General features: G+C 72.4%; 20 protein-coding genes. 5 read left to right on the top strand and 15 right to left on the bottom strand.

The genetic code is table 11. From position 1 onward, the window contains the following. Positions 1-4: 4 nt before the first annotated feature. On the bottom strand, positions 5-1,294 hold the full coding sequence (locus ACIQOU_RS19145) for a glucarate dehydratase family protein (protein WP_401537930.1): 1,290 nt from the start codon (positions 1,292-1,294) through the stop codon (positions 5-7). Further along, positions 1,291-2,187 (bottom strand): 5-dehydro-4-deoxyglucarate dehydratase, encoded by an 897-nt coding sequence (locus ACIQOU_RS19140; protein WP_401538212.1) that lies wholly within the window; start codon positions 2,185-2,187, stop codon positions 1,291-1,293. The genes ACIQOU_RS19145 and ACIQOU_RS19140 overlap by 4 nt, the downstream gene beginning before the upstream one ends. Before the next feature lie 144 nt (positions 2,188-2,331). Here ACIQOU_RS19140 and ACIQOU_RS19135 point away from each other — a divergent pair, with 144 nt between their 5' ends. Beyond that, a complete protein-coding gene (locus ACIQOU_RS19135) occupies positions 2,332-3,138 on the top strand; it encodes an IclR family transcriptional regulator (RefSeq protein ID WP_401537929.1) in 807 nt (268 codons plus the stop codon). A 279-nt stretch (positions 3,139-3,417) separates the two neighbouring features. After that, on the top strand, positions 3,418-4,620 hold the full coding sequence (locus ACIQOU_RS19130; protein ID WP_401537928.1) for an MFS transporter: 1,203 nt from the start codon (positions 3,418-3,420) through the stop codon (positions 4,618-4,620). On the opposite strand, the gene ACIQOU_RS19125 is transcribed toward ACIQOU_RS19130, so the two are convergent. The 9 genes from ACIQOU_RS19125 to hrcA form a co-directional block, all read right to left on the bottom strand. After that, positions 4,617-5,612 (bottom strand): adenosine deaminase, encoded by a 996-nt coding sequence (locus tag ACIQOU_RS19125; protein WP_401537927.1) that lies wholly within the window; start codon positions 5,610-5,612, stop codon positions 4,617-4,619. The two genes, ACIQOU_RS19130 and ACIQOU_RS19125, sit on opposite strands and share 4 nt — an antisense overlap. Before the next feature lie 20 nt (positions 5,613-5,632). After that, positions 5,633-6,538, bottom strand: coding sequence for a ribonuclease Z (locus ACIQOU_RS19120; protein WP_401537926.1), 906 nt, complete (start codon positions 6,536-6,538; stop codon positions 5,633-5,635). 9 nt (positions 6,539-6,547) lie between these two features. Continuing rightward, a complete protein-coding gene (locus ACIQOU_RS19115) occupies positions 6,548-6,901 on the bottom strand; it encodes a histidine triad nucleotide-binding protein (RefSeq protein WP_401537925.1) in 354 nt (117 codons plus the stop codon). A 56-nt stretch (positions 6,902-6,957) separates the two neighbouring features. Then, positions 6,958-10,152 (bottom strand): S41 family peptidase, encoded by a 3,195-nt coding sequence (locus ACIQOU_RS19110; protein ID WP_401537924.1) that lies wholly within the window; start codon positions 10,150-10,152, stop codon positions 6,958-6,960. Between the two features lie 74 nt (positions 10,153-10,226). Next, complete coding sequence (locus ACIQOU_RS19105; protein ID WP_401537923.1) at positions 10,227-10,766, bottom strand: hypothetical protein; 540 nt, start codon at positions 10,764-10,766, stop codon at positions 10,227-10,229. Positions 10,767-10,852: 86 nt separating this feature from the next. Then, entirely contained in the window at positions 10,853-11,608 is a 756-nt protein-coding gene (locus tag ACIQOU_RS19100) for a 16S rRNA (uracil(1498)-N(3))-methyltransferase (protein WP_401537922.1), read from the bottom strand. Continuing rightward, a complete protein-coding gene (locus ACIQOU_RS19095) occupies positions 11,605-12,681 on the bottom strand; it encodes a nitronate monooxygenase (protein WP_401537921.1) in 1,077 nt (358 codons plus the stop codon). The genes ACIQOU_RS19100 and ACIQOU_RS19095 overlap by 4 nt, the downstream gene beginning before the upstream one ends. Before the next feature lie 226 nt (positions 12,682-12,907). After that, positions 12,908-14,044, bottom strand: coding sequence for a molecular chaperone DnaJ (gene dnaJ, locus ACIQOU_RS19090; protein WP_401537920.1), 1,137 nt, complete (start codon positions 14,042-14,044; stop codon positions 12,908-12,910). Beyond that, on the bottom strand, positions 14,045-15,061 hold the full coding sequence (hrcA, locus tag ACIQOU_RS19085) for a heat-inducible transcriptional repressor HrcA (RefSeq protein WP_401537919.1): 1,017 nt from the start codon (positions 15,059-15,061) through the stop codon (positions 14,045-14,047). 135 nt (positions 15,062-15,196) lie between these two features. Between hrcA and ACIQOU_RS19080 the strand changes: the two genes are divergently transcribed. Together ACIQOU_RS19080 and ACIQOU_RS19075 are read left to right on the top strand one after the other, a co-directional pair. Next, a complete protein-coding gene (locus ACIQOU_RS19080; RefSeq protein ID WP_401537918.1) occupies positions 15,197-15,919 on the top strand; it encodes an MBL fold metallo-hydrolase in 723 nt (240 codons plus the stop codon). Between the two features lie 34 nt (positions 15,920-15,953). Continuing rightward, positions 15,954-16,757, top strand: coding sequence for a DUF3097 domain-containing protein (locus tag ACIQOU_RS19075; protein WP_401537917.1), 804 nt, complete (start codon positions 15,954-15,956; stop codon positions 16,755-16,757). Between the two features lie 12 nt (positions 16,758-16,769). Here the strand turns inward: ACIQOU_RS19075 and hemW are convergent, their stop codons facing one another. From hemW to lepA, 4 genes are all read right to left on the bottom strand, one after another. After that, positions 16,770-18,002 (bottom strand): radical SAM family heme chaperone HemW, encoded by a 1,233-nt coding sequence (gene hemW / locus ACIQOU_RS19070; RefSeq protein ID WP_401537916.1) that lies wholly within the window; start codon positions 18,000-18,002, stop codon positions 16,770-16,772. Positions 18,003-18,042: 40 nt separating this feature from the next. Next, a complete protein-coding gene (locus ACIQOU_RS19065; RefSeq protein ID WP_401537915.1) occupies positions 18,043-19,995 on the bottom strand; it encodes a SpoIIE family protein phosphatase in 1,953 nt (650 codons plus the stop codon). A gap of 233 nt (positions 19,996-20,228) precedes the next feature. Then, the gene (locus ACIQOU_RS19060) at positions 20,229-22,103 is read right to left on the bottom strand and encodes an AMP-dependent synthetase/ligase (RefSeq protein ID WP_401537914.1); all 1,875 of its coding nucleotides are present in this window, start codon (positions 22,101-22,103) and stop codon (positions 20,229-20,231) included. Between the two features lie 371 nt (positions 22,104-22,474). Then, positions 22,475-24,343, bottom strand: a complete 1,869-nt coding sequence (gene lepA / locus ACIQOU_RS19055; protein WP_401537913.1) for a translation elongation factor 4 — start codon at positions 24,341-24,343, stop codon at positions 22,475-22,477. A 221-nt stretch (positions 24,344-24,564) separates the two neighbouring features. Between lepA and rpsT the strand changes: the two genes are divergently transcribed. Continuing rightward, positions 24,565-24,831, top strand: coding sequence for a 30S ribosomal protein S20 (gene rpsT, locus ACIQOU_RS19050; protein WP_401537912.1), 267 nt, complete (start codon positions 24,565-24,567; stop codon positions 24,829-24,831). The last annotated feature ends 122 nt before the right edge of the window (positions 24,832-24,953 follow it).

The following is a 24,953-nucleotide window of genomic DNA, read 5'->3' as shown; positions in this document are numbered from 1 at the left end:
GGAGTTACCAGCGCGGCACGGCCGGGGTGGTCCAGTCGGGGTCGGTGACGCGCATGGCGGCGGCGTCGTCGCGCTCGCGCAGGCCGCCGTCGTCGTCGAGCCAGCGCCGGTGGAGGAACTGGAGCCTGTCGCGGTCGAGTTGGACGCCGAGTCCGGGTGCGTCGGAGACGGTGACCTTGCCGTCGGTGAAGGTGAGGCGTTCGGTGAGGACGTCCTCGGACTGCCAGGGGTAGTGGGAGTCGCAGGCGTGGTGGAGGTCGGGCACGGTCGAGGCGACGTGGGTCATCGCGGCGAGGCTGATGCCGAGGTGGGTGTTGGAGTGCATGGAGACGCCGACGCCGAACGTGCGGCAGATCGCGGCGAGTTGCTGGGTGTTGCGCAGCCCGCCCCAGTAGTGGTGGTCGGAGAGGACGACCTGCACGGCGCCCCGCGTGAAGGCTTCCTGGATCTCCGCGAACGTCGTCACGCACATGTTGGTGGCGAGCGGGACGCCGGTGGCGGCGGCCACCTCGGCCATCGCCGGGGTGCCGAGTGCGGGGTCCTCCAGGTACTCCAGGACGTCCCCGAGTTCCTTGGCGACGGTGAGTGAAGTCGCCACGGACCAGGCGCCGTTGGGGTCGAGGCGCAGGGGGTGGCCGGGGAAGGCGGCGGCGAGGGCGTGGATCGCGGCGATCTCCTCGTCGGGCGGGAAGACGCCGCCCTTGAGCTTGAAGGAGGTGAAGCCGTAGCGCTCGGTGAAGCGGCGGGCCTGTGCGACGACGCCGGCCGGGTCGAGGGCGGCGCCCCAGTCGTCCCGTTCGGCGGCGACGCCCTCGGGGTGCTGGTCCCACTTGTAGAACAGGTAGGCGCTGTACTCGACGGCGTCGCGGACCTTGCCGCCGAGCAGGGCGTGCACGGGCAGGCCGAGGGCGTGGCCGAGGGCGTCGAGGCAGGCGACCTCGAAGCCGGAGACGACGGAGAGGCGGAGTTTGTCGGCGGTCTGGACGCCGCGCAGTCCGCCCACGTCGACCTGGCCCGAGACCCGGGATTCGGCGACGGCCACCTCGTCGGCGAGGGTGAACAGGCCGTTGAGGTCGCTGACGTGACGGCCCTTCAGTTTCTTGGCGAAGGGGCGGGCGAGTTCGAGGTACTTGGTGTCGCCGTAGGTCTCACCGATGCCGGTGACGCCGTCGGCGGTCTCGACCTCGACGATCAGCCGGGGGGTGTAGGGCTGGTGGACGCCCTGGGTGTTGAGCAGCGGCGGGTCCGCGACGAGGATCGGGGTGAGGCGGACGTCGGTGATGGTGAGGTTCACAGGTCGGCTCCTACGAGGGCGAGTCCGGCGGTGAGCAGGGCGGTGAGGTCGGTGAGGTCGGCGTCCGAGGGGTCGGTGAGCGGGGCGCGGACCGGTCCGACGGGGCGTCCGCGCAGCCGGGCCGCCGCCTTGACCAGGGACACGGCGTATCCGGGCACCCGGTCGCGGAGTTCGACGAGCGGCACGTAGAAGTCGCGCAGGAGGGTGTCGACGCGGCAGTGGTCGGCGGCGTTCAGGGCGGTGAAGAAGGCGTGCGCGATCTCGGGGGCGAAGGCGTGCACGGCGGAGGAGTAGGCGGGGACGCCGACGGTGGCGTAGGCGCGGGCCTGGATCTCGGCGGTGGCGGCGCCGTTGAAGAAGAGGAAGCCTGCGGGGGCGGCGAGGGTGAGGCGCTGGAGCCGGTCGAGGTCGCTGTGCCCGTCCTTGAGTCCGATGACGCCGGGGATCTGCGCGATGCGCCGCAACGAGGCCGCGGTGTAGGTGACTTGGCCGCGCTGGTAGGCGATGAGGGGGAGGCGGGTGCGGGCGGCGAGCTGTGCCAGGTGGGCGACAAGGCCGTCCTGCGGGGCGGCGACGAGGTAGTGCGGCAGGACGAGCAGGGCGTCGGCGCCGGCCTCCTCGGCGATGCGGGCGAACCGTGCGGCCTGGGCCCAGCCGTAGCCGACGCCGGCCACCACCGGGACGCGTCCGGCGGCCTCCTCGACGGCGACGGTGACGACGGTGCGGTACTCGTCCTCGTCGAGCGAGAAGAACTCGCCGGTGCCGCAGGCGGGGAAGACGGCGCCGGGGGCGGTGGCGATCTGGGCGGCGACATGGGTGCGGAAGCCGTCGGGGTCGAGGGTGCCGTCGGCGTGGAAGCTGGTGAGCGGGAACGACAGCACGCCGCGTGCCATGCCCTCGCGCAACCGTCGGACCGGGTCCGGGTGGGGACTCACTCGCCATCTCCCTATGTAGACGTGATCTACGTATGAAGATGGAGATTAGATACGCGAACGGCGGGCGTCAATGGGTCGGTCCGCGCCGCTTACGATCGGGACATGTCGGAGGCTCGGGGCAGGTCGGAGGCGGGCGACGCGCCAGGCGGCGTCCGCGAGGTGAAGTCCGCCGCGCGGACCGTCGAACTGCTGGAGCTGCTCGCCGAGCGCGGCGACCGGCCCGCCCGGCTCCAGGAGCTGGCGGACGAACTGGCGGTGCCGCGCAGCTCGATGTACGCGCTGCTCCAGACGCTCATCGGGCGCGGCTGGGTGCGCACGGACGTCACCGGCTCGCTGTACGGGATCGGCATCCACGCGCTGCTCACCGGCACCAGCTATCTCGACTCCGATCCGCGCGTGCGGGCCGTGCGGCCGTATCTCGACGAGGCGTCCCAGGCGCTGGGCGAGACGGTCCACATGGGGCGGCTCGACGGGCGGGACGTGGCGTATCTCGCGACGCGGGAGTCGCACGAGTATCTGCGGACCATCAGCCGGGTCGGGCGGCGGTTGCCGGCCCATGTGGGCGCGCTCGGGAAGGCGTTGCTCGCCGAGCGGGACGACGCGGGGTTGCCCGAGGGGCCCTACGAGGCGTGGACGCCCCGTACGCACACGACACGGGAGGCGCTCGTCGCCGATCTCGCGAAGGTGCGGGAGCGGGGGTACTCCGTGGACCGCGAGGAGGGGGTCGTCGGGATCGTGGGGTTCGGGTTCGCACTGCGGTACGACTCGCCCGCGACGGACGCGATCAGCTGTTCCGTGCCGGTGGCCCGGCTGACGCCGGAGCATGAGGCGTCGGTGGTGGCGGTGATGCGGGAGATCCGGGGCAAGGTGGAAGGTTCCTCCGGGGGTGGGGCGGTCGAGTGGAGGTAGCGGAAGGCCACATCGCCAGGTCGGCTGCGCTGAGGGCTGCCGCCCCCGGGCGGGCTGATTGGCGCCGGCCCGCGCTGCCATCTCGCCCGAGCGACCTCAAAAACCCGTCGTTTACCCGGCGTTTCCCCACCCAAACCCAACTGTGACCTAGATCACACCCCCCGCGCTTCTTCCCCCAACCGCGTGCTTGATACAAATTCTTCGCGCGTTCCTGTCGATCGACGGCCTGCGCCCACCCCCCTTCTTGAGCCGCTTCTTTCGCATGCCCTGGGAACGCCCGTGTTCGCCCCCCGCACCATCCCCTGGTCCCTCGTCGCCCTTTTCACGGCCGGGTACCTCTCCCCCTATCTGCTGCCGACCACCGTCGGCCGCCTCGACTCCGGGTTGTCGCTGACCGCCACTCAGGCGGGTGCCGTCGGCAGCGCGATACTGCTGTGCTCGGCGTCGGCCGGGTTCCTGCTCGCCGCCAAGGTGGAACGGCTCGGCGTGCGGCGGCTGGCCCGGGTCGGGCTCGCGCTGGCCGTCGCCGGGTACGGCACCGCCGCCCTCGCTCACCCCGTGGCCCTCGTGGTGGCCGGCGCGCTGCTCGGCGGGGTCGGCTCCGGTACCGCCTCCGCCGTCGCCACCACCGGGATCGCCGCCCAGTCCGACCCGCACCGGGTCTCCACCGTCGGACTGCTCACCGTCTCCGCGCTGGCCGGCGCCGTCTATCTGACGGTCCCCCACCTCGGTCCCGGCCATGGTCAGCCGCTGGCGGCGGTCGCGCTCACCGCGCTCGCCGTGTGGCCGTTCACCGGACGGTTGCCGTCCCGTACCACCAGCGCGCAACACGCTTCGGACAGCCGGAGGTTGCCGCATTTGAAGTACGGGCTGCTGCTCGTCTCCACCATGCCCTGCTGGTCCCTCGCGCAGAACGCGCTGTGGGGCGTCAGCGGGCGGATCGGCACCGCGCAGGCGCACCTCACCGAGACCGTCGTCGGCGTGGTCTTCGCCGTCGCCCTCGGGGCCGGGCTGCTCGGGGTGCTGGGCGCGGGCGCGATCGGCCCGCGGATAGGGCGGGCCGTGCCGATAGGCGGCGGAACGGTCCTGATCGCGGCCTGCATCGTGCTGAGCGCGTCCGCCACCGACCTGACCACCTTCGCCGTCGGCGAGATCGCCTGGAACCTCGGCTACCCGGTCGTCCTGTCGTACGTCATCGGGCTCGCCGCCTCCCTGGACCCGCGTGGGCGGTGGGCCGTGCTGGTGGGCTCCGCGTCCTCGCTGGGGACGGCGGCCGGGCCGCTCAGCGGGAGCGTGCTGGCGGCGGCCGCCGGGTTCCCGGTGATGGGCCTGGTGCTGGCCTGCGCGCTGCTGGTGATCGCCGTTCCGATGACCGTCGTCGCGCTCGGGGCGGGGCGGCGGGTGCTGCCCGTCGTCGAGATCCCGGTGGAGACGTCCACGGCGGTGGCGCCGCTCGCCCGGGACACCACGATCGTCGCCTAGGCCGGGAAGACGTAGGCCTCCACCTCGGCCAGATAGCTCGCCCGCCGTTCCTCCTCGTCCTCCAGGAAGGAGGCCAGGAAGGAGTTGCGGGCCAGTTCGCGCAGGCGGTCCTCGGTGAGGCCGAGGGCGGTGCGGACGGCGTCGAAGTTGTCGCCCGCGTAGCCGCCGAAGTAGGCCGGGTCGTCGGAGTTGACCGTGCACATCAGGCCCGCTTCCAGCATCGCCGGGAGCGGGTGGTCGGCCAGCGTGTCGACGGTGCGCAGGCGGACGTTGGAGAGCGGGCACAGGGTCAGCGGGGTGCGGTCCCGGACCAGGCGGGCCACCAGGGCCGGGTCCTCCACGCAGCGCAGGCCGTGGTCGACGCGCTCCACGCCGAGGACGTCGAGCGCCTCAGTGATGTACTCCGGCGGGCCCTCCTCACCGGCGTGCGCGACCCGGCGCAGCCCGAGCGCCGCCGCCTGCTCGTACACCTCGCGGAACTTCGCCGGCGGATGCCCGACCTCCGCCGAGTCCAGGCCGACCCCGGTGATCCGGTCCAGGTACGGCTTGGCCGCCGCCAGGGTCTCCAGGGCGGACCGTGCCGACTGGTCCCGCAGGAAACAGAGGATCAGGCGGGTCGACACCCCGTGGGTCTCCTCGCTGCGGGACAGGGCACGCCACAGGCCCTCCACCACCGTCTCCATCGACACGCCCCGGGCCAGGTGGGCCTGGGGGTCGAAGAAGATCTCCGCGTGCCGCACGCCCTGGGCGGCGGCGCGGGTCAGGTAGGCGTCGGCGAGGGCCTCGAAGTCCTGCTCGGTGATCAGGACGGCCATCAGCTCGTAGTACAGGTTCAGGAACGACTGGAGGTCGTCGAACGCGTACGCCTCGCGCAACTGCTCCGTGTCCGGGTACGGAAGCGTGACGCCGTTACGGGCGGCCAGCTCGAAAGCCAGCTCCGGCTCCAGGGTGCCTTCGATGTGCAGGTGCAGTTCCGCTTTGGGGAGGGGCATCGCAGTATCGTACGGCGGTTTCAGCTGCGTTTCGGAATCGGGACCCGGAGCAGGTCGCGGGCCACGGTCAGCTCGCCGTCGAACCCGGCCGCGCGGGCCTGTCGTTCGAACGCGGTGGGGTCCGTGTACCGCTGGCTGAAGTGGGTCAGCACCAGGTGCCGGACGCCCGCCCGGCGGGCCACGTCGGCCGCCTGTCCGGCGGTGAGGTGGCCGTGGTCCTGGGCGAGGGTGGCGTCCTCGTCGAGGAACGTCGACTCGATGACGAGCAGGTCGCAGCCGTCGGCGAGTGCGTGGACGCCGTCGCAGAGGCGGGTGTCCATGACGAACGCGAACCGCTGGCCCCGGCGCACCTCGCTGACGTCCGCGAGGGACACCCCGTCGACGCTGCCCTCGCGCTGGAGACGGCCGACGGCGGGGCCCGCGATGCCGTGCGCGGCGAGCCGCTCGGGGAGCATCCGGCGGCCGTCGGGCTCGACGAGGCGGTAGCCGTAGGACTCGACGGGGTGGGACAGCCTGCGGGCCTCAAGGGTGTAGGACGCGGTCACCGCGAGGTCGCCGTCGGTGTCGACCGGGGCCTCGGTGAGGGCGACGGTCTCGCGGTAGGCGGTGGCGTACCGCAGCCGTTCGAAGTAGCGGCGGCCCGAGCGGGGGTAGTGGGCGGTGATCTCGTGCGGGACCCGGTCGAGGTTGATCCGCTGGATCACCCCGGCCAGGCCCAGCGAGTGGTCGCCGTGGAAGTGCGTGACGCAGATCCGGTTCAGGTCGTGCGCGGCGACCCCGGCGCGCAGCATCTGGCGCTGGGTGCCCTCGCCGGGGTCGAAGAGGATGCCCTCGCCGTCCCAGCGCAGCAGGTAGCCGTTGTGGTTGCGGTGCCGGGTCGGGACCTGGCTGGCGGTGCCGAGGACGACGAGTTCACGGACGGACATGACGGGGACCTAGCCGGGCGGCCACTGGAGGCCACGGCCGCCGAGGACGTGCGCGTGGGCGTGGAAGACGGTCTGCCCGGCACCGGCGCCGGTGTTGAAGACGGTGCGGTAGCTGTCCAGTTGCTCCTGCTCGGCGACCGCGCGGGTGGCGCGCAGCACGTCGGCGGCGAGCTGCGGATCGGCCTCCGCGAGCGCGGCGGCGTCCGGGTGGTGCGCCTTGGGGATCACCAGGATGTGGATGGGCGCCTGCGGGTTGATGTCCCGGAAGGCGACGGTGGTGTCGGTCTCCCGGACGATCGTCGCCGGGATCTGCCCCGCGACGATCCCGCAGAACAGGCAGTCGCCCTGTGCTTCCCCTGCCATGGTGTGGCCTCCTCACGCCCGGCTGATCATGTACGCGTGCATGCTATCCAGTGCCGCTAGGGCAGTTCTGGGGGTGTCCTGGCGGGGGTGGCCGCGAGGTTCTCCAGGGCCAGTGCGATGGCCGCGTCGAGTTGGGCGTCCCGGCCCGCCGCGTGGTCCTGCGGGCGCTGCACGACCTCGACGTCCGGGTCGACGCCGTGGTTCTCCACGCCCCACCCGTATCCCTCAAGCCAGAACGCGTACTTGGGCTGGGTGACGAGGGTGCCGTCGACGAGGTGGTAGCGGCTGTCGATGCCGATCACCCCGCCCCAGGTGCGGGTGCCGACGACGGGGCCGATGCCGAGGGCCTTGATCGCGGCGTTGACGATGTCCCCGTCGGAGCCGGAGAACTCGTCCGCGACGGCGACGACCGGGCCGCGCGGCGCGTCCTCGGGGTAGCTGTAGGGGCGCAGCCCGCGGGGCAGGTCCCAGCCGACGATCCGGCGGGCCAGCTTCTCGACGACGAGCTGGGAGGTGTGGCCGCCCCGGTTCTCCCGGACGTCGACCACCAGACCCTCCCGGGCCACCTCGATCCGGAGATCCCGGTGGAGCTGCGCCCACCCGGAGCCGACCATGTCGGGCACGTGCAGGTAGCCGAGCCGGCCCCCGGACTTCTCGTGGACATGGGCCCGCCGGTCGGCGACCCAGGCGTGGTACCGCAGGGGTTCCTCATCGGCGAGGGGGACGACGACGGCGTGCCGGGGATCGCCGCCGCCGGCCGGCAGCACGGTCAGCTCGACGGGCTTGCCCGCGGTGCCGACCAGCAGCGGCGCGGGCCCGGTGACCGGGTCGACGGGGCGTCCGGCGACGGCGACGAGCGCGTCCCCGGCGCGGACGGCGACGCCGGGTGCGGCGAGCGGGGAGCGGGCGTCGGGGTCGGAGGTCTCGGCGGGCAGCACCCGGTCGACGCGCCAGTGGCCGTCCTCGTGCCGGGACAGGTCGGCGCCGAGCAGGCCCTGCCGTTCGCCGCCGCCGTAGCCGCGCGGGCTGACGTAGGCGTGCGAGGCGCCGAGTTCGCCTTGCACCTCCCAGAGCAGGTCGACCAGGTCGTCATGGGTGGCGACGCGGTCCAGGACGGGCCGGTAGCGGTCGAGAACGGCGTCCCAGTCGACGCCGCCGAGGTCGGCGCGCCAGAAGTTGTCCCGCATCAGGCGGCCGGTCTCGTCGTACATCTGGCGCCACTCGGCGGCCGGGTCGACGATCTGCCGGATGCGCCCGAGGTCGACGGTGATGTTGGTGTCGCTGTCCTCGTCGCCGGAGGCCCGCCGGTCGCTGGGGACGACCTTGAGCTTGCCGTCGGTCCACAGCAGGACCCGCTTGCCGTCGCCGCTGACGGCGAAGTGGTCGGCGTCCGAGGCGAGGTGCTCGACGCGCTGCTGGGCGAGGTCGTACCGCTCCAGGGCGGACTTGGGGTCGGGGTCGTCCGGGGTGGCCCGGGAGGCGCCGAGGACCCCGCGCACCGGGTGCCGCAGCCACAGCACGCCGTCCTTCGCGGCGCGCAGGGTGGAGTAGCGGGCGGCCTCGACGGGGAACGGCACGATCCGGTCGGCGAGTCCGTCGAGGTCGACGCGGGTGGCGGGGGTGCCCTCGCTGTCGGGGGTCTCGTCCTTGTCGGGGGCGTCGAAGGGGCGGCCGTGCCGCTGCGGCCCGAACGGCGAGGGCGTGGTCGCGGCGAGGGTGATCAGGTGCGGGCGGGCCCCGGCGAGGAACGCGAGGTCGAAGACGTGCTCGTCGTAGACGGGGTCGAAGGCGCGCGCGGACAGGAACGCGAGGTGCTTGCCGTCCAGGGTGAACGTCGGCGACCAGTCCTGGAAGCGCAGCGGGGTCGCCTCGGTGACGGTGAGGTCGGTGGTGTGGGCGAGCCGCAGTTGGCGCAGCGGGCGGGCGCCGGGGTGGGACCAGGCGAGCCATGCCGAGTCGGGCGAGAAGACCAGCCCGGAGGCCTCGCCGTCGGTGCTGCGGTCGACCTCGCGGACCTCGCCGCTGTCCCGTTCGACGAGCAGGACGCGTCCGTCGTGGGCGGCGACGGCGACCCGGCTGCCGTCGGGGGCGACGGCGAGGGAGAGGACCCGGCCGAGCTGTCCGGCGGCGAGCCGGCGTGGGGTGGCGCCCGGGGCGGTGCCGGTGGCGGGCGCGAACTCCAGGGCGTCGTCGCCCTCGGCGTCCGTCACCCAGACCACCCACTCCTCGCCGTCGGCGCGGAAGACGCGGGGCATGCGGGCCCGGACGCCGGGTTCGGCGGCGAGCGCGCGGGCGGGTCCCGAGCGGTGGGTGACCCAGTGCACGGCACCCCGGACGGCGACGGCGCTGCCGCGTGCGGTGTGGTCGGGGTGGGCGGCGCCGAACCAGCGTCCGGCGTTCACCGGGTAGGGCTGCCGGTCGACGCGGGCCCCGCCGAGCCGTACGTCCAGACGGCGGGGTTCGGCGCCTTCCAGGTCGTCGAGCAGCCAGAGCTGTCCGACCGAGCTGTACACCAACCGCCGGCCGTCCCCGGCGAGTTGGCGGGCGTAGAAGCCCTCGATGCCGGTGTGCCGGCGCAGGTCGGACCCGTCCGCGAGGGAGGAGTAGACGGCCCCGACGCCCTCGTGGTCGGAGAGGAAGGCGATCCGGTCGCCGACCCACACCGGGCACTCCAGGTTGCCGTCCAACTCCTGGTGCAGGCGGGTGAATTCGCCGTCGCCGTCGTGGTCGATCCACAACTTGCCCGCGGTGCCGCCCCGGTAGCGCTTCCACCGGGCGGGTTCCTGGCTCATCGGCGCGGACAGCAGCACGGTGGCGGGGCCGAACGCCACGTCGCCGACGGGGCCGTGGGGCAGGGTCGTCGCGGGTCCGCCGTCGAGCGGGACGGCCCGCGCCCAGCTGCGGCGCAGGGATGCCTGGCCGTGCGTGGTGGTCGCGAGGACCTGTCCGTCGGGGGTCCAGCCGCGTACCCGGGTCTGTCGACTCCCCCAGTACGTCAGGCGAGTCGAGGGCCCGCCGTCGACCGGCGCGACATGTACCTCGGGGGCGCCGTCGCGGGTGGAGGTCCAGGCGAGGGTGGTGCCGTCGGGCGAGATGCGCGGCTGGTTGACGGGGACGTTGTCGGCGCTGGCCCGCCAGGCCCGGCCACCGTCGAGGGGCGCGAGCCAGACGTCGTCCTCGGCCGTGAACGCGACCAGGTCGCCGTGCGGATGCGGGTACCGGAGATACGCGGGGGCTACGGGCTGAGTCACCCGATCACCCTATGCAGCGACGGCTCACGGGAACAGGGGTTTTGATCCATTCCCCAACGAGCCTTGCCCGGCGGCTACTTGCCCGCCACCGGCCCGCACTGCGGGTCGCCCACGCACCACACGGTCCGGGTGACGGTGACCGTGACCGTGGGCCGACTCCCGCCCCCGTAGGTGGGGTTGGAGATCGCCGAGGGGGTGGCGTCGCAGTTGCCGAGCCCGGTCACGTGGAAGACCTGCTTGCCGCCGACCTTCGCGGTGAGGTCGCCGCGCACACAGGCGCCGCTGACGGCCCGGGTGACCTGTCCGTCGACGGTGATGTCCTTGCCGTCGGTGGTCCGGCCCCGGCAGTCGACGGAGACGACGGTGGTCGCACCGGCCGACGGGGTCGGGGTGGCGCCGCGGTCGCCGTAGTCGCCGTTGCAGGTGAGCCACTGCACGCCGATCCTCTGCTGCTTCAGTTGCTCGGTGGCGGCCTGGTCGGTGGTGTACGCGACGGTCGCGGAGCTGAGTCCGCCCGTCGGGTCGCACGCCGCCGTGGCGCCCACGGCCACCGTCACCAGTCCCACGGCGGCGAGCACCCGCCGCCCTCGCGCCCCGCGCACCCGTCCGGCCATACCCGGCAGCGTCCCACCGCCCACGCCGGCCCGGTAGGGCGCAAACGGTCACGCGCACGCCCCTCGCACGCCCCCGGGGACGAACGTCAGGCCCAGCGCCCGGTCCGCCCGAGCAGCAGCGCCCCGGCGGCGGTCCCGGCGGTGGAGGTCCGCAGCACACTGTGCCCGAGCCGGTGAGCCTTCGCGCCCGCCTGCTCGAAGAGCGCCAACTCCTCGGGGGAGACGCCTCCTTCGGGCCCGACGACCAGCACGATGTCGCCGTCGGCGGGGAGTTGGGCGGTGGCGAGCGGCGCGCTGTCGTGCTCCCGGTCCTCGTGGAGAACGACGGCGAGGTCGGCGGTGGCCAGAAGTGCCGCCACCTGCTTGGTCGTTGCCGCCTCCGCGATCTCCGGGAAGCGCACCCGGCGGGACTGCTTGCCGGACTCGCGCGCGGTGGCCCGCCACTTGGCGAGGGCCTTCGCGCCCCGCTCGCCCTTCCACTGCGTGATGCACCGCGAGGCCTGCCAGGGCACGACGGCGTCGATGCCGACCTCGGTCATGGTCTCGACGGCGACTTCACCCCGATCGCCTTTGGGCAGCGCCTGCACCACAGTGATCCGAGGAGAGGGAGGAGCCTCTTCCTTCACGCCCGCCAGATCCGTGAGGAGAAGCCGGTCCTTCCCCTCGGCGGAGTACACCACTGCCTCGGTCCACCGCCCGAGCCCGTCGGTGAGCACGACCCGCTCCCCGGCCCGCAGCCGCTTCACGGAGACGGCGTGCCGTCCCTCGGCGCCGTCGAGCACGTATTCCACCCCCAGCCCGTCGAGGGAGCGGGAGTCGACGACGAAGACCGGCGCGGTCATCGCGCCTCGCCCCCGGCCAGCAGGGCCGACCTGGCCTCCTCGACCTCGGCGGCGAGCACCTCGACGAGCTGACCGGCGGGCATCTCACGGGCCATCCGGTGCCCCTGCCCCGACCAGAGCGCGAGGCCCTGCGCGTCCCCGGCCTTGGCGGCGGCCTTGCGCAGCGGCGAGGTGAGGTGGTGGACCTCGGGATAGGCGGCGGGCGCGTACGGGCCGTGCTCGCGCAGGAACCGGTTGACCAGGCCACGCGCCGGGCGCCCGGAGAACGCCCGGGTCAACTCGGTACGGACGAACAGGGGGTTGGTGAGGGCCTGCTTGTGCACGGGGTTGGCGCCGGACTCGGGGGTGGCGAGGAAGGCGGTGCCGAGCTGGGCGGCGGTGGCGCCGGAGGCGAGGGCGGCGGCGATCTGGTGGCCGCGCATGATGCCGCCGGCGGCGACGATCGGCAGCGCGACGGTCTCCCGGACCTGCGCGAGCAGCGCGAGCAGCCCGAGCCCGGCGCCGTCCAGCTCGGGCTGGTCCCGGTGGGTGCCCTGGTGGCCGCCGGCCTCGACGCCCTGCGCGATCACCGCGTCGGCCCCGGCCCGCTCGACGGCGCGAGCCTCCTCGGCGGTGGTGACGGTGACGAGCGTGAAGGTCCCGGCCCGCCGCAGCGACTCCAGCACCTCCGGCTTCGGGATGCCGAAGTGGAACGACACGACGGGCACCGGGTTGTCGAGGAGCACGGCGAGCTTGGCGTCGTACCCGTCGTCCCGCCCGCTGTCCGGGTCCCCCAGCTCGGTGGCGTACCAGGCGGCCTCACCGGCCAGCTGCTGGGCGTACACCTCGACGGCGGAGGGGTCCGCGTACTCGGGCTGCGGCATGAAGAGGTTGACGCCGAACGGGCGCCCGGTGAGCCCCCGCAACTGCTTGATCTCCTGGTACATGCCGTCGGCGGTCTTGTACCCGGCGGCAAGAAACCCGAGCCCACCGGCCTCGGACACAGCAGCGGCCAACTGCGGCACGGAAACGCCGCCCGCCATGGGGGCCTGCACGATCGGATACCGGAGAAGATCGGTGAGCGGGGAGGACATGACGGCATGTTGTCACGTCGACGGAGATGGTCCGAATCGGCCCTGGCTGTTCCGTCCCCTTGACGGGGGCGAGGCCATTTTCGGCTCCCGCAAACGCCGCTTTGGGCATTTTCAGCCCGTGAGGGTCCCCCCTCTGCGGGAGTTTGAGGACGAGGCCGTTCAGGCCGAAGCGGGGGTCTGGGGGCGGCAGCCCCCAGAAACGCCCGCCTCAGCCGACCGCACAGGCTCAACGCCCGTTGAACGCGTCCTTCAGCCGCGAGAACAACCCCTGCTGCCCCGGCTGGAACTGCCCGAGCGGCCGCTCCTCACCCCGCAGCTTGGCGAACTCCCGCAACAACCGCTCCTGCTCAGGGTCAAGCTTGGTAGGAGTCTGCACCTCGACATGCACGATGAGATCCCCACGCCCCCCACCGCGCAGGTGGGTAACGCCCCGCTGGTGCAGCGGAATGGACTGCCCCGACTGGGTCCCGGGACGGATGTCGACCTCTTCGAGGCCGTCCAGGGTCTCCAGAGGAACCTTCGTGCCCAGCGCGGCGGCCGTCATCGGCAGGGTGACCGTGCAGTGCAGATCATCCCCCCGCCGCTGGAACATGGCATGCGGGAGTTCATGGATCTCGACGTACAGGTCACCGGCGGGACCACCTCCCGGCCCCACCTCCCCCTCACCGGCGAGCTGAATCCGCGTGCCGTTGTCGACACCGGCCGGAATCTTCACCGTGAGCGTGCGCCGCGACCGCACCCGCCCGTCCCCGGCGCACTCCGGGCACGGCGTCGGGACGACCGTGCCGAAGCCCTGGCACTGCGGGCAGGGCCGCGAGGTCATGACCTGGCCGAGGAAGGACCGGGTCACCTGGGACACCTCGCCCCGGCCGCGGCACATGTCGCAGGTCTGGGCGCTGGTGCCGGGCGCGGCCCCTTCGCCGCTGCACGTGGTGCAGACGATGGCCGTGTCGACCTGGAGGTCCTTCGTGGTGCCGAAGGCCGCCTCGTCCAGCTCGACCTCCAGGCGGATCATGGCGTCCTGGCCGCGCCGGGTCCGCGAGCGCGGGCCCCGCTGCGACGCCGTTCCGAAGAACGCGTCCATGATGTCCGAGAAGTTCCCGAAGCCGCCCGCGCCGAAGCCGCCCGCGCCTCCGCCGCCCGCCTGCGAGAGGGGGTCGCCGCCGAGGTCGTAGACCTGCTTCTTCTGCGGGTCGGAGAGCACCTCGTAGGCGGCGTTGATCTCCTTGAACCGCTCCTGGGTCTTCGGGTCCGGATTCACATCCGGATGCAGCTCGCGTGCGAGCCGCCGGAAGGCCTTCTTGATCTCATCCTGCGAAGCGTCGCGGCGCACGCCGAGAACGGCGTAGTAGTCCGTGGCCACTTACGACTCCGCCAGGATCTGTCCGACGTACCGTGCCACTGCGCGTACCGCTCCCATCGTTCCCGGGTAATCCATGCGGGTCGGGCCGACCACGCCGAGCTTGGCTACTGCCTCGCCGCCCGAACCGTAGCCGACCGACACCACGGACGTGGAGTTGAGTCCCTCGTAGGCGTTCTCGTGACCGATGCGTACGGTCATGCCCGAATCCCCCGCCTCGCCCAGGAGTTTGAGGAGAACGACCTGTTCCTCCAGGGCCTCCAGGACGGGACGGATCACGAGAGGAAAGTCATGTCCGAAGCGGGTGAGATTGGCGGTGCCGCCGATCATCAGCCGCTCCTCGTTCTCCTCGACGAGCGTCTCCAGGAGGGTGGAGAGCACCGTCGAGACCGTGCCCCGGTCCTCCAGGTCGAAGGCCTCGGGGAGGTCCTCGACGAGGGTGGGCACGTCGGTGAAGCGCCGCCCGGCGACCCGGCTGTTGAGCCGGGCCCGCAGATCGGCGAGCGAGGACTCGCCGAACGGCGCCGGGCAGTCGACCATCCGCTGTTCGACCCGTCCGGTGTCGGTGATGAGCACCAGCATCAGGCGGGCCGGGGCCAGCGAGAGCAGTTCCACGTGCCGGACCGTGGAACGGGTCAGCGACGGGTACTGCACGACGGCGACCTGCCGGGTCAGCTGCGCGAGCAGCCGCACCGTGCGGGCGACGACGTCGTCCAGGTCGACGGCGCCGTCGAGGAAGTGGTGGATGGCGCGCCGCTCGGGGCCCGACATCGGTTTGACGCCGGCCAGCTTGTCGACGAAGAGCCGGTAGCCCTTGTCGGTGGGGATGCGTCCGGCGCTGGTGTGCGGCTGGGCGATGAAGCCCTCGTCCTCCAGGGCGGCCATGTCGTTGCGCACGGTGGCCGGGGAGACGCCGAGGTTGTGCCGTTCGGTCAGCGCTTTCGAGCCGACCGGCTCCTCGGTGCCGACGTAGTCCTGGACGATGGCGCGCAGCACCTGAAGCCGTCGTTCGTTCAGCATCGCGCCCACCTCCAGACTCTTCCCCTGTTACCTGCCTGGCACTCAGCGCGTGCGAGTGCCAGCGTGCCGGGGCCCAGTGTACGGCGGTGAGGTGCACCCGGGGCAAGGTCGGCCCACCACCGCTAGCGTCGCCGTATGACGGTGACTTGGGAAGAGCTGGGGTGGGAACGGTTGGCGGACGGGGTCGGCCGGTGCCGGCTGCCGGGCTGGGACTGCACGGCGGGGCTGGTGGCGGGGGACACGGCGGCGCTGGTGGTCGACGCGGGGTCGAGCCTGGTGGAGGGGGCGTCGGTCCGGGAGCGGGCCGAGGCGCTCGCGGGGTGCCGTGTGACTCATCTCGCGCTGACACACGCTCATTTCGACCATGTCTTCGGGGCACCGGCGTTCGCGGACGCGCAGGTGTTCGGGGCGGCGGGTCTGGACGCCGTGTTCGCGCAGGGCGTGGCGGAGATCCGGGCGGACGCGGTACGCAACGGCCTTGACGCGCGGGTCGCCGCCGAGGCTGCGGGCGCTCTGGTGCCGCCCGGCCGGCTGGTCTCCGGCGAGCTGGAACTCGACCTGGGCGGCGGCCGGCGGGTGCTTCTGGCGAGGGTCGGCCCGGGCCACACCGCGCATGACCTCGCGGTGCTGGTGCCGGGGTCGCCCGCGACGGTGTTCTGCGGCGACCTGGTCGAGGAGTCGGGTGAACCGCAGGCGGGCCCGGACGCCGTTCCGTCCGCGTGGCCGGCGGCGCTCGACCGGCTGCTCGCGCTGGGCGGCGAGGACGCGCTGTATGTGCCCGGTCACGGTGCGGTGGTGGACGCGGGGTTCGTGCGGGCGCAACGGGACAGGCTGGCGGCGCGTTTCGGCGTGTCGTGACCGGGGTCGGCGTGGTTCTCCTATCGTCATCCGAATGCGCCAGTACTCCGCCGACCTGACCCCGCCGTGGAAGAAGCCCAAGCCCGCCCCGGAGGTCCCGGCCGACCCCGGTCTGGTGGTGGAGGAGCCCGGCACCGGTTTCTGCGGGGCGGTGATCCGCTGCGAGGCGGGCACGGTGACCCTGGAGGACCGCTTCGGCGCCCACCGGGTGTTCCCGCTGGAACCCCGCGGCTTCCTCCTGGAGGGCCGGGTGGTGACCCTCGTCCGCCCCGCGTCGGGGCCGAGGCGCCCGGCGCGCACGGCGTCCGGTTCGGTGGCCGTGCCCGGGGCCCGCGCGCGGGTGGCGCGGGCCGGGCGCATCTACGTCGAGGGCCGGCACGACGCGGAACTGGTCGAACGGGTGTGGGGCGACGACCTGCGCATCGAGGGCGTCGTCGTGGAGTACCTGGAGGGGGTGGACGACCTGCCGTCGATCGTCGCCGAGTTCGCGCCGGGCCCGGACGCCCGCCTCGGCATCCTCGTCGACCACCTGGTGCCGGGCACCAAGGAGTGGCGCATCGCCGAGCAGGTCACCAGCGCACACGCCCTGGTGGTGGGCCACCCGTACATCGACATCTGGGAGGCGGTGAAGCCGTCGTCGGTGGGCATCGAGGCCTGGCCCCGGGTTCCTCGCGGCCAGGACTGGAAAACAGGCGTCTGCCGAGCCGTCGGCTGGCCGGAGAACACCGGCGCGGTCTGGCAGGCGATCCTGTCCCGGGTCACGTCCTACAAAGACCTGGAACCCGAACTCCTGGGCCGGGTCGAGGAATTGATCGACTTCGTCACGGCGCCGGGCTGACGTCCCGGGATGTCAGTCCACCAGGTCTCGTACCACCGCGTCCGCCAGGAGGCGGCCCTTCAGGGTGAGGGCTGCTCGGCCTGCCGCGTAAGGGGTGGGGGCGAGGAGGCCGTCGGTGAGGGCCTGGTGGGCTGCCTTGCGGCCCTGTTCGTGGAGGAGGGTGAGGGGGGCGCCTTCGCGGAGGCGGAGTTCGAGGAGGACGCGTTCGACGCGGCGGTCCTCCGGGGTGAGGATCTCGCGGCCCGCGCCGGGTGAGCGGCCCGCGGCGAGGGCGCTCGCGTAGGCGCCGGGATGTTTGACGTTCCACCAGCGGACGCCGCCGACGTGGGAGTGGGCGCCGGGGCCCGCGCCCCACCAGTCGGCGCCGCGCCAGTACAGCTCGTTGTGCAGGCAGCGGGCTGCGTCGGAGGTGGCCCAGTTGGACACCTCGTACCAGTCGAACCCGGCCGCGGCGAGGGTCTCGTCGGCGATGAGGTACCGGTCGGCGTGGACGTCGTCGTCGGTCATCGGGACCTCGCCCCGGCGGATGCGGCGGGCCAGCTGGGTGCCCTCCTCGACGATCAGGGCGTACGCGGAGACATGGTCGGGACCGGCGCCGAGGGCGGCGTCGAGGGTGGCCCGCCAGTCGTCGTCGGACTCGCCGGGGGTGCCGTAGATGAGGTCGAGGTTGACGTGCTCGAAGCCGGCCGCGCGGGCCTCGGCGACGCAGGCCTCGGGGCGGCCGGGGGTGTGGGTGCGGTCGAGGATCTTCAGGACGTGCGGGCGGGCGCTCTGCATGCCGAACGAGATCCGGTTGAAGCCGCCCGCGCGCAGCTCGGCGAGGTAGGCCGGGTCGACCGACTCGGGGTTGGCCTCGGTGCTGACCTCGGCGTCGGGCGCGAGGCCGAACTCGTCGCGGATCGCCGCCAGCATCCGCACCAGGTCCGCCGCGCCCAGCAGGGTGGGCGTGCCGCCGCCGACGAAGACCGTGCGGACCGGGCGCGGGTCGTCGCCGAGGACCTTGCGGGCGAGGCGGACCTCGTCGGTGAGGGTGTCCGCGTAGTTGTCGCGGGAGGCGAGGACACCGCCCGTGCCGCGCAGCTCGGTCGCCGTGTAGGTGTTGAAGTCGCAGTAGCCGCAGCGGGTCGCGCAGTACGGGACGTGCAGGTAGAACCCGAGGGGGCGGTCGGCGGCGCCGGTGAGCGCGGCGGCGGGCAGCGCGCCGTCGTCGGGGACGGGCTCACCGTCGGGGAGTGCGGAAGGCATGCCTTCCATTGTCCAGCACGCGCGCGGGGAGCCGTCCGGGTCACTCCGCCTGGAGCACCAGGAGGGCGAGGTCGTCGTCCGGCGGTTTCGCGCCGAACTCGTGGACCAGCCGTCGGATGCGTTCGGCGACCCCTTCGGCGTCCAGCCCCGCGCAGCCCGCGAAGGCGGTGGTGAGGCCGTCGTTGTCGTCGAACTGGTCCGGTCCCGAACGGCGCTCGGTGACGCCGTCGGTGACGCAGAGGAGGGTGTCCCCGGGGCGCAGTTCGAACGTTTCACTGATGTACGTCTCGTCCTCGACGACCCCCAGCAGGGTCTGCGGTCTGGCCACCGTGCGGACGGTCCCGTCGGGGCCGAGCAGCAGCGGCAGCGGGTGTCCGGCGGAGGCGAGGGTGCAGCGGACGCCGCCGTCGAAGGGGACCAGTTCGCCGTAGAGGAGGGAGAGGAAGCGGGTCTGGGGGCCGTCGCCGGGGCCCGGCGGGCGGACCAGGGCGCGGGCTGCCGCGTCGGCGGCCTCGGTGGCGTCGTCGAGGAGGAGCTTGTTCAGGCGGTCCAGGACGTCGGCGACGTGGTAGCCCTCGCGGGCCAGCAGCCGCAGCCAGGGCCGGGCGAGGCCGATGACGACGGCGGCCTCGGGGCCCTTGCCCTGGACGTCGCCGACGGCGAAGCACCAGCGGCCCTTGCCGCCCGGGAAGAGGTCGTAGAAGTCGCCGCTGGGGCCGCCCTGCACGCAGGGTTCGTAGACGAGGGCGCTGCGCACGCCGGGGATCTCGGCGACCCCGGCGGGCAGCAGGCCGCGTTGCAGAACCTGGCTGATGGTGGCCTGGCGGGCGTACTGGCGGGCCGCGCCGACGGCGAGGGCGACCCGGCGGCTGAGGTCCTCGACGAGGCCGGTGATCTCGTCGGGGAAGCTCGGCAGCCCGGAGCGGCCGATGACCAGGGTGCCGAGCGGGCGGCCGCCGGCCACCAGGCGGTAGGCGAGGGCGGCGCCCAGCTCCTCGTGCGGGCCGAGCGCGTGGCCGGGCCACGGGTACGGGACGGGGGCGTGGCCGGTGTCGGTGGGGCGGGGCGGGCCCTGCTCCAGGGCCTTGCGCAGCTCCTCGATGCGGTTCTCGCTGGCGTGCCAGACGCGCACCGGGCCCGGCCCTTCGGTGCCGTCGCCCGCGCGGCCGCCGCGTGCGGTGGCCTCGTCCTCCAGCCAGACGGCGCACCAGTCGGCCAGCCGGGGCACGATCAGCTGTCCGGCGAGGGCGGCGACGAGGTTCTCGTCGAGCTGTCCGGCGAGCAGGTCGGAGGCTTCGGCGAGGAACGACAGGGCGCCCCGGTCGAGCCAGTCCCGCTCGCGTTCGGCGGGCCGGGGTTCGGGGGCGAGGCTCTCGGCGACGCGCAGCCCGCCGGGCAGGGCGCCGGCCGCGTCGAACGCCGAGACGCCGGTGCCGTCGCCGTCGTCGCCCTCCTCGCCGGGTCCTGCGGCGGTCTCGGCGGACAGGCGGGCCCAGACGGTCTTGGCGCCCCGGCGGTAGGTGACGCCCCAGGCCTCGGCGAGGGCGGAGACCAGGCGCAGGCCGCGGCCGTGCTCGGGGGTGTCGTAGGAGGGCTCGGTGTCGCGGGGCGCGCGGGAGGGGTGGTGGTCGGCGACCTCGATGACGAGGGCCCGGTCGTCGGCCTCCAGGCGGCAGATCACCTCGACGTCGGTACCGGCGTGGACGATGGCGTTGGTGACGAGTTCGCTGACGACGACCACGGCGCTGTCGACGAGTGGGCAGGTGACGAAGTCGGCGCCGGGGAGCGCGGCGGCGACCCACTCGCCGAGCGTGGTGCGCACCAGGTCGCGGGCGGCGGCGGGCGCGTGCGGGGTGCCGACCAGGGTCGAGTAGGCCTGCGGGTGCGCGGTCCGCGGGAGCGGGGGCGCGCTTCCCCGGACGGCCGCGTCGGCAGCGGGGGACGCGCCGGGAGCACCGGAACCGGTCTCCCGTTGCGTCGGAATGGCCCCCATGGACAGCTCCCCGAACGGTGTGCACGAATACGCCTCAGTCGATGGCGACAGCGTGACAGACCGGACCCACCCGTAAGCACCGAGTTACCGAAGTGGACCGTCATGAGGGAGAACCGTGCTACGCGTGTGCCCGGAGTTGATCGGATGCGGAGGGGAATCCGATCGACTCGGGGCGGCGTCCGTCCGACGGAGCGAACGGCCGGGTGGGCGCGCAGCGGCAAGCGGAACGGCGATCAGGCCTCGCGGGTGCCCGCGTACATCTCGTCGATGAGGTGCCGGTAGGCGCGCTCCACGACCGGCCGCTTGAGTTTGAGGCTCGGGGTGATCTCACCGTGCTCGACGTCGAGGTCGCGGGGCAGCAGCCGGAACTTCTTGATGGTCTGCCAGCGCTGGAGCCCGGCGTTCAGCTCGCCCACGTAGTCCTCGACCATCGCGACCGTGGCCGGGGCGGCGACGACCTCGGCGTAGCTCCTGCCCGCCAGGCCGTTCTCCTTGGCCCACTCCAGCAGGGCGGGTTCGTCGAGGGAGATGAGGGCGGTGCAGAAGTTCCGGTCGGCGCCGTGCACCAGGATGTTGGAGACGTAGGGGCAGACGGCCTTGAACTGGCCCTCGACCTCGGCGGGCGCGATGTACTTGCCGCCGGACGTCTTGATGAGGTCCTTCTTGCGGTCGGTGATGCGCAGATAGCCGTCCGGGGACAGCTCGCCGATGTCGCCGGTGTGGAACCAGCCGTCCGGCTCCAGGACCTCGGCGGTCTTCTCGGGCAGCCCCTGGTAGCCCTCCATGATGCCGGGGCCGCGCAGCAGGATCTCACCGTCGTCGGCGATACGGACCTCGGTGCCGGGCAGCGGCTTGCCGACGGTGCCGGTGCGGTAGGCCTCGCCGGGGTTGACGAAGGAGGCGGCGGAGGACTCGGTGAGGCCGTAGCCCTCCAGGATGTGGATGCCGGCGCCGGAGAAGAAGAAGCCGATCTCGGGGGCGAGCGCGGCGGACCCGGAGACACAGGCGCGCAGGTTGCCGCCGAAGGCCTCGCGGATCTTGGCGTAGACGAGCGCGTCGGCGACCCGGTGCTTGGCGGCCAGGGCGAACGGCACGGAGATGGTGCCGGTGCGCCGGAAGCTGTCCTGGGCGGCCTTGGCGTACGCGCGGGCGACCTCGGCGGCCCACTGGAACACCTTGTACTGGGCGGGGCCGCCCGCGCGGGCCTTGGCGGCGACGCCGTTGTAGACCTTCTCGAAGATGCGCGGCACGGCGGCCATGTAGGTGGGCCGTACCACCGGCAGGTTCTCGATGATCCTGTCGACCCGGCCGTCGACGGCGGTGACGTGCCCGACCTCGATCTGGCCGGAGGTGAGCACCTTGCCGAAGACGTGCGCGAGCGGCAGCCAGAGGTACTGCACGTCGTCGGGGCCGACGAAGCCGGTGGCGGCGATCGCCCGCGCGAGGTAGGCCCAGTTGTCGTGCGGGAGGCGTACGCCCTTGGGGCGGCCGGTGGTGCCGGAGGTGTAGATGAGGGTGGCGAGCTGGTCGCGGGTGATGGCGCCGACCCGCTCCTCGATCAGCCGGGGGTGTTTCTCCAGGTGGGCGGCGCCGCGCCGTTCCAGTTCGGCGAGGGTGAGCACGTCGTCGCCGGTCTCGACGCCGGCCGGGTCGATCACCACGATGTGGGTCAGCTCGGGCAGCTCCGCACGCCGCTCCCGGGCCTTGGCGAGCTGACCGGCGTCCTCCGCGATCAGCACCCGGCTCTCGGAGTCGGCGAGGATGAACGCCGACTCGTCCGCGTTGGTCTGCGGATAGACGGTGGTGGTGGCGGCGCCGGCGCACAGGATGCCGAGGTCGGCGAGAATCCACTCGATGCGGGTGGCGGAGGCGAGGGCGACGCGCTGCTCGGGCCGTACGCCCAGTTCGATCAGACCGGCGGCGATCGCGTGGACCCGTTCGGCGGCCTCGGCCCAGGTGAGGGAGGCCCAGTCGTCGGGGCCCTGTCCGGAGGCGGGCGGCACCGGATAGCGGTAGGCCTCGGCGTCCGGGGTGGCGGCCACGCGCTCCAGGAAGACGGCCGCCACGCTGGACGGCCGGTTCTCGATCAGGGTCTGGGTGTCGCTCACGACGTCCTCCGGGGCCCGCGTCGATGCGGCTGCTCGATACGGCTGGCTCGGTGCGGCTGTTGTCCACTCACGCGTCTCACGCGCGCGTCCTGCGTGCGGGTCTCACTCACACAGCGCTCGCTCACCCGCGCTGTTTAACTCGCGAGTAACTATCGAGCAGGGATCAGCGTAAGGCCCGACCGCCCGGTACGTAAGAGGCGGCGGTCGGTCACTTTCTCCGCCGATTCCCCGCCGATTCCTCGCTGATCGCCCCCGGTTTCTGCTGCTTTCCCCGGGAAACGACGCCGTACGCGCGCGGGGGCCCGCCGCGGCTTCGCACGACGGGCCCCTGTTGCGACCGTTTTGCCGAGAAACCGCGAACGGACCCGCGGTTACTTCTTGCCCTTGCCGGAACCCGCGCTGTCGTCGCTGCTCAGGACGGCGATGAAGGCCTCCTGGGGAACCTCCACGGAACCCACCATCTTCATCCGCTTCTTGCCCTCCTTCTGCTTCTCCAGCAGCTTCCGCTTCCGGGAGATGTCACCGCCATAGCACTTGGCGAGGACGTCCTTGCGGATGGCGCGGATGGTCTCGCGGGCGATCACCCGGGAGCCGATGGCCGCCTGGATCGGCACCTCGAAGGCCTGCCGGGGGATCAGCTCGCGCAGCTTGGCGACGAGCCGCACGCCGTACGCGTACGCCTGGTCCTTGTGGGTGATCGCCGAGAACGCGTCCACCTTGTCGCCGTGCAGCAGGATGTCGACCTTGACCAGGCTGGAGGTCTGCTCGCCGGTGGGCTCGTAGTCGAGGGACGCGTAGCCGCGCGTCTTGGACTTCAGCTGGTCGAAGAAGTCGAAGACGATCTCCGCGAGGGGCAGCGTGTAGCGGATCTCGACCCGGTCCTCGGAGAGGTAGTCCATGCCGAGCAGGGTGCCGCGCCGGGTCTGGCACAGCTCCATGATCGAGCCGATGAACTCGGTCGGCGCCAGGATGGTGGCGCGCACGACCGGCTCGTACACCTCGGTGATCTTGCCCTCGGGGAACTCGCTCGGGTTGGTGACGACATGCTCGGCGCCGTCCTCCATGAGGACGCGGTAGACGACGTTCGGCGCGGTGGCGATGAGGTCGAGGCCGAACTCGCGCTCCAGGCGCTCCCGGATCACGTCCAGGTGCAGCAGGCCGAGGAAGCCGACGCGGAACCCGAAGCCGAGGGCGGCGGACGTCTCCGGCTCGTACACCAGGGCGGCGTCGTTGAGCTGGAGCTTGTCGAGGGCCTCGCGCAGCTCCGGGTAGTCCGAGCCGTCCAGCGGATACAGGCCCGAGAAGACCATCGGCTTCGGGTCCTTGTAGCCGCCGAGGGCCTCGGTCGCGCCCTTGTGCTGGCTGGTGACGGTGTCGCCGACCTTGGACTGGCGGACGTCCTTCACCCCGGTGATCAGATAGCCCACCTCGCCGACGCCGAGGCCGTCGGCCGCGAGCATCTCCGGCGAGTTGGTGCCGATCTCCAGGAGCTCGTGGGTGGCGCCGGTGGACATCATCCGGATGCGCTCACGCTTGTTGAGCTGGCCGTCGATGACACGGACGTACGTCACGACGCCCCGGTACGAGTCGTACACCGAGTCGAAGATCATCGCCCGGGCGGGGGCGTCCTTCACACCGACCGGCGCCGGGATGTCCCGCACGGCCCGGTCCAGGAGCGCGTCGACGCCGATGCCGGTCTTTGCGGAGACGCGGAGCACGTCGTCGGGGTCGCAGCCGACGAGGTTGGCCAGCTCCTCGGCGAACTTCTCGGGCTGCGCGGCCGGCAGGTCGATCTTGTTCAGCACGGGGATGATCGTGAGGTCGTTCTCCATCGCCAGGTAGAGGTTGGCGAGGGTCTGCGCCTCGATGCCCTGAGCGGCGTCGACCAGGAGGACGGTGCCCTCGCAGGCGGCCAGCGACCGCGAGACCTCGTAGGTGAAGTCGACGTGCCCGGGGGTGTCGATCATGTTCAGGATGTGCGTGTTGCCGGGCTCGTGCGTCGGAGCCCACGGCAGGCGCACCGCCTGGGACTTGATCGTGATGCCACGCTCACGCTCGATGTCCATGCGGTCGAGGTACTGAGCGCGCATCTGCCGCTGCTCGACCACTCCCGTCAGCTGGAGCATCCGGTCGGCGAGGGTGGACTTGCCGTGGTCGATGTGCGCGATGATGCAGAAATTGCGGATCAGCGCCGGGTCGGTACGGCTCGGCTCGGGCACATTGTCAGGGATCGCGGGCACGCAGGGTCCTGTCTCTTGAGGCGCCTTATGCCTCGGGTCGGATCGATACGTAGCTTCCATGGTCCCACGGGCGGGGACCGACGACCGGTTTGGGCCACTCGGGGGGCCGCTGGTAGTGTGGGCGGCTGTGTCTCTTGCCCTCTCAGCGCGAGACACACTCTCTGAAAAATCATCGGTGCGGGGCCTCGCGGTCCGGTGCCTGAACCTGAAAAGGCTCATTCGTGGCGAACATCAAGTCCCAGATCAAGCGGATCAAGACCAACGAGAAGGCCCGGCTGCGCAACAAGGCCGTGAAGTCCTCCCTCAAGACCGCGGTCCGCAAGGCCCGTGAGGCCGCTGCCGCGGGTGACGTCGAGAAGGCCACCGAGCTCCAGCGCGAAGCCGCGCGTGCGCTCGACAAGGCCGTCTCGAAGGGCGTCATCCACAAGAACCAGGCCGCCAACAAGAAGTCGGCGCTTGCTTCGAAGGTCACGGCTCTCAAGGGCTGACATCTGATGTGACGCCGGAAGGAACCGAGCGGGCCCTCTCTCCTCCGCTCCCGACCGGCCCCCCCGAGCCTGTACGCGGCCTGCGTTCGCCACGCGGGTACGGGCTCAACATCTCGACCCGA

Origin of the sequence: Streptomyces sp. NPDC091279 (genome assembly GCF_044757465.1) — a bacterium.
Lineage (GTDB): Bacteria > Actinomycetota > Actinomycetes > Streptomycetales > Streptomycetaceae > Streptomyces.
This window is presented reverse-complemented; position numbering and strand designations above follow the sequence as displayed.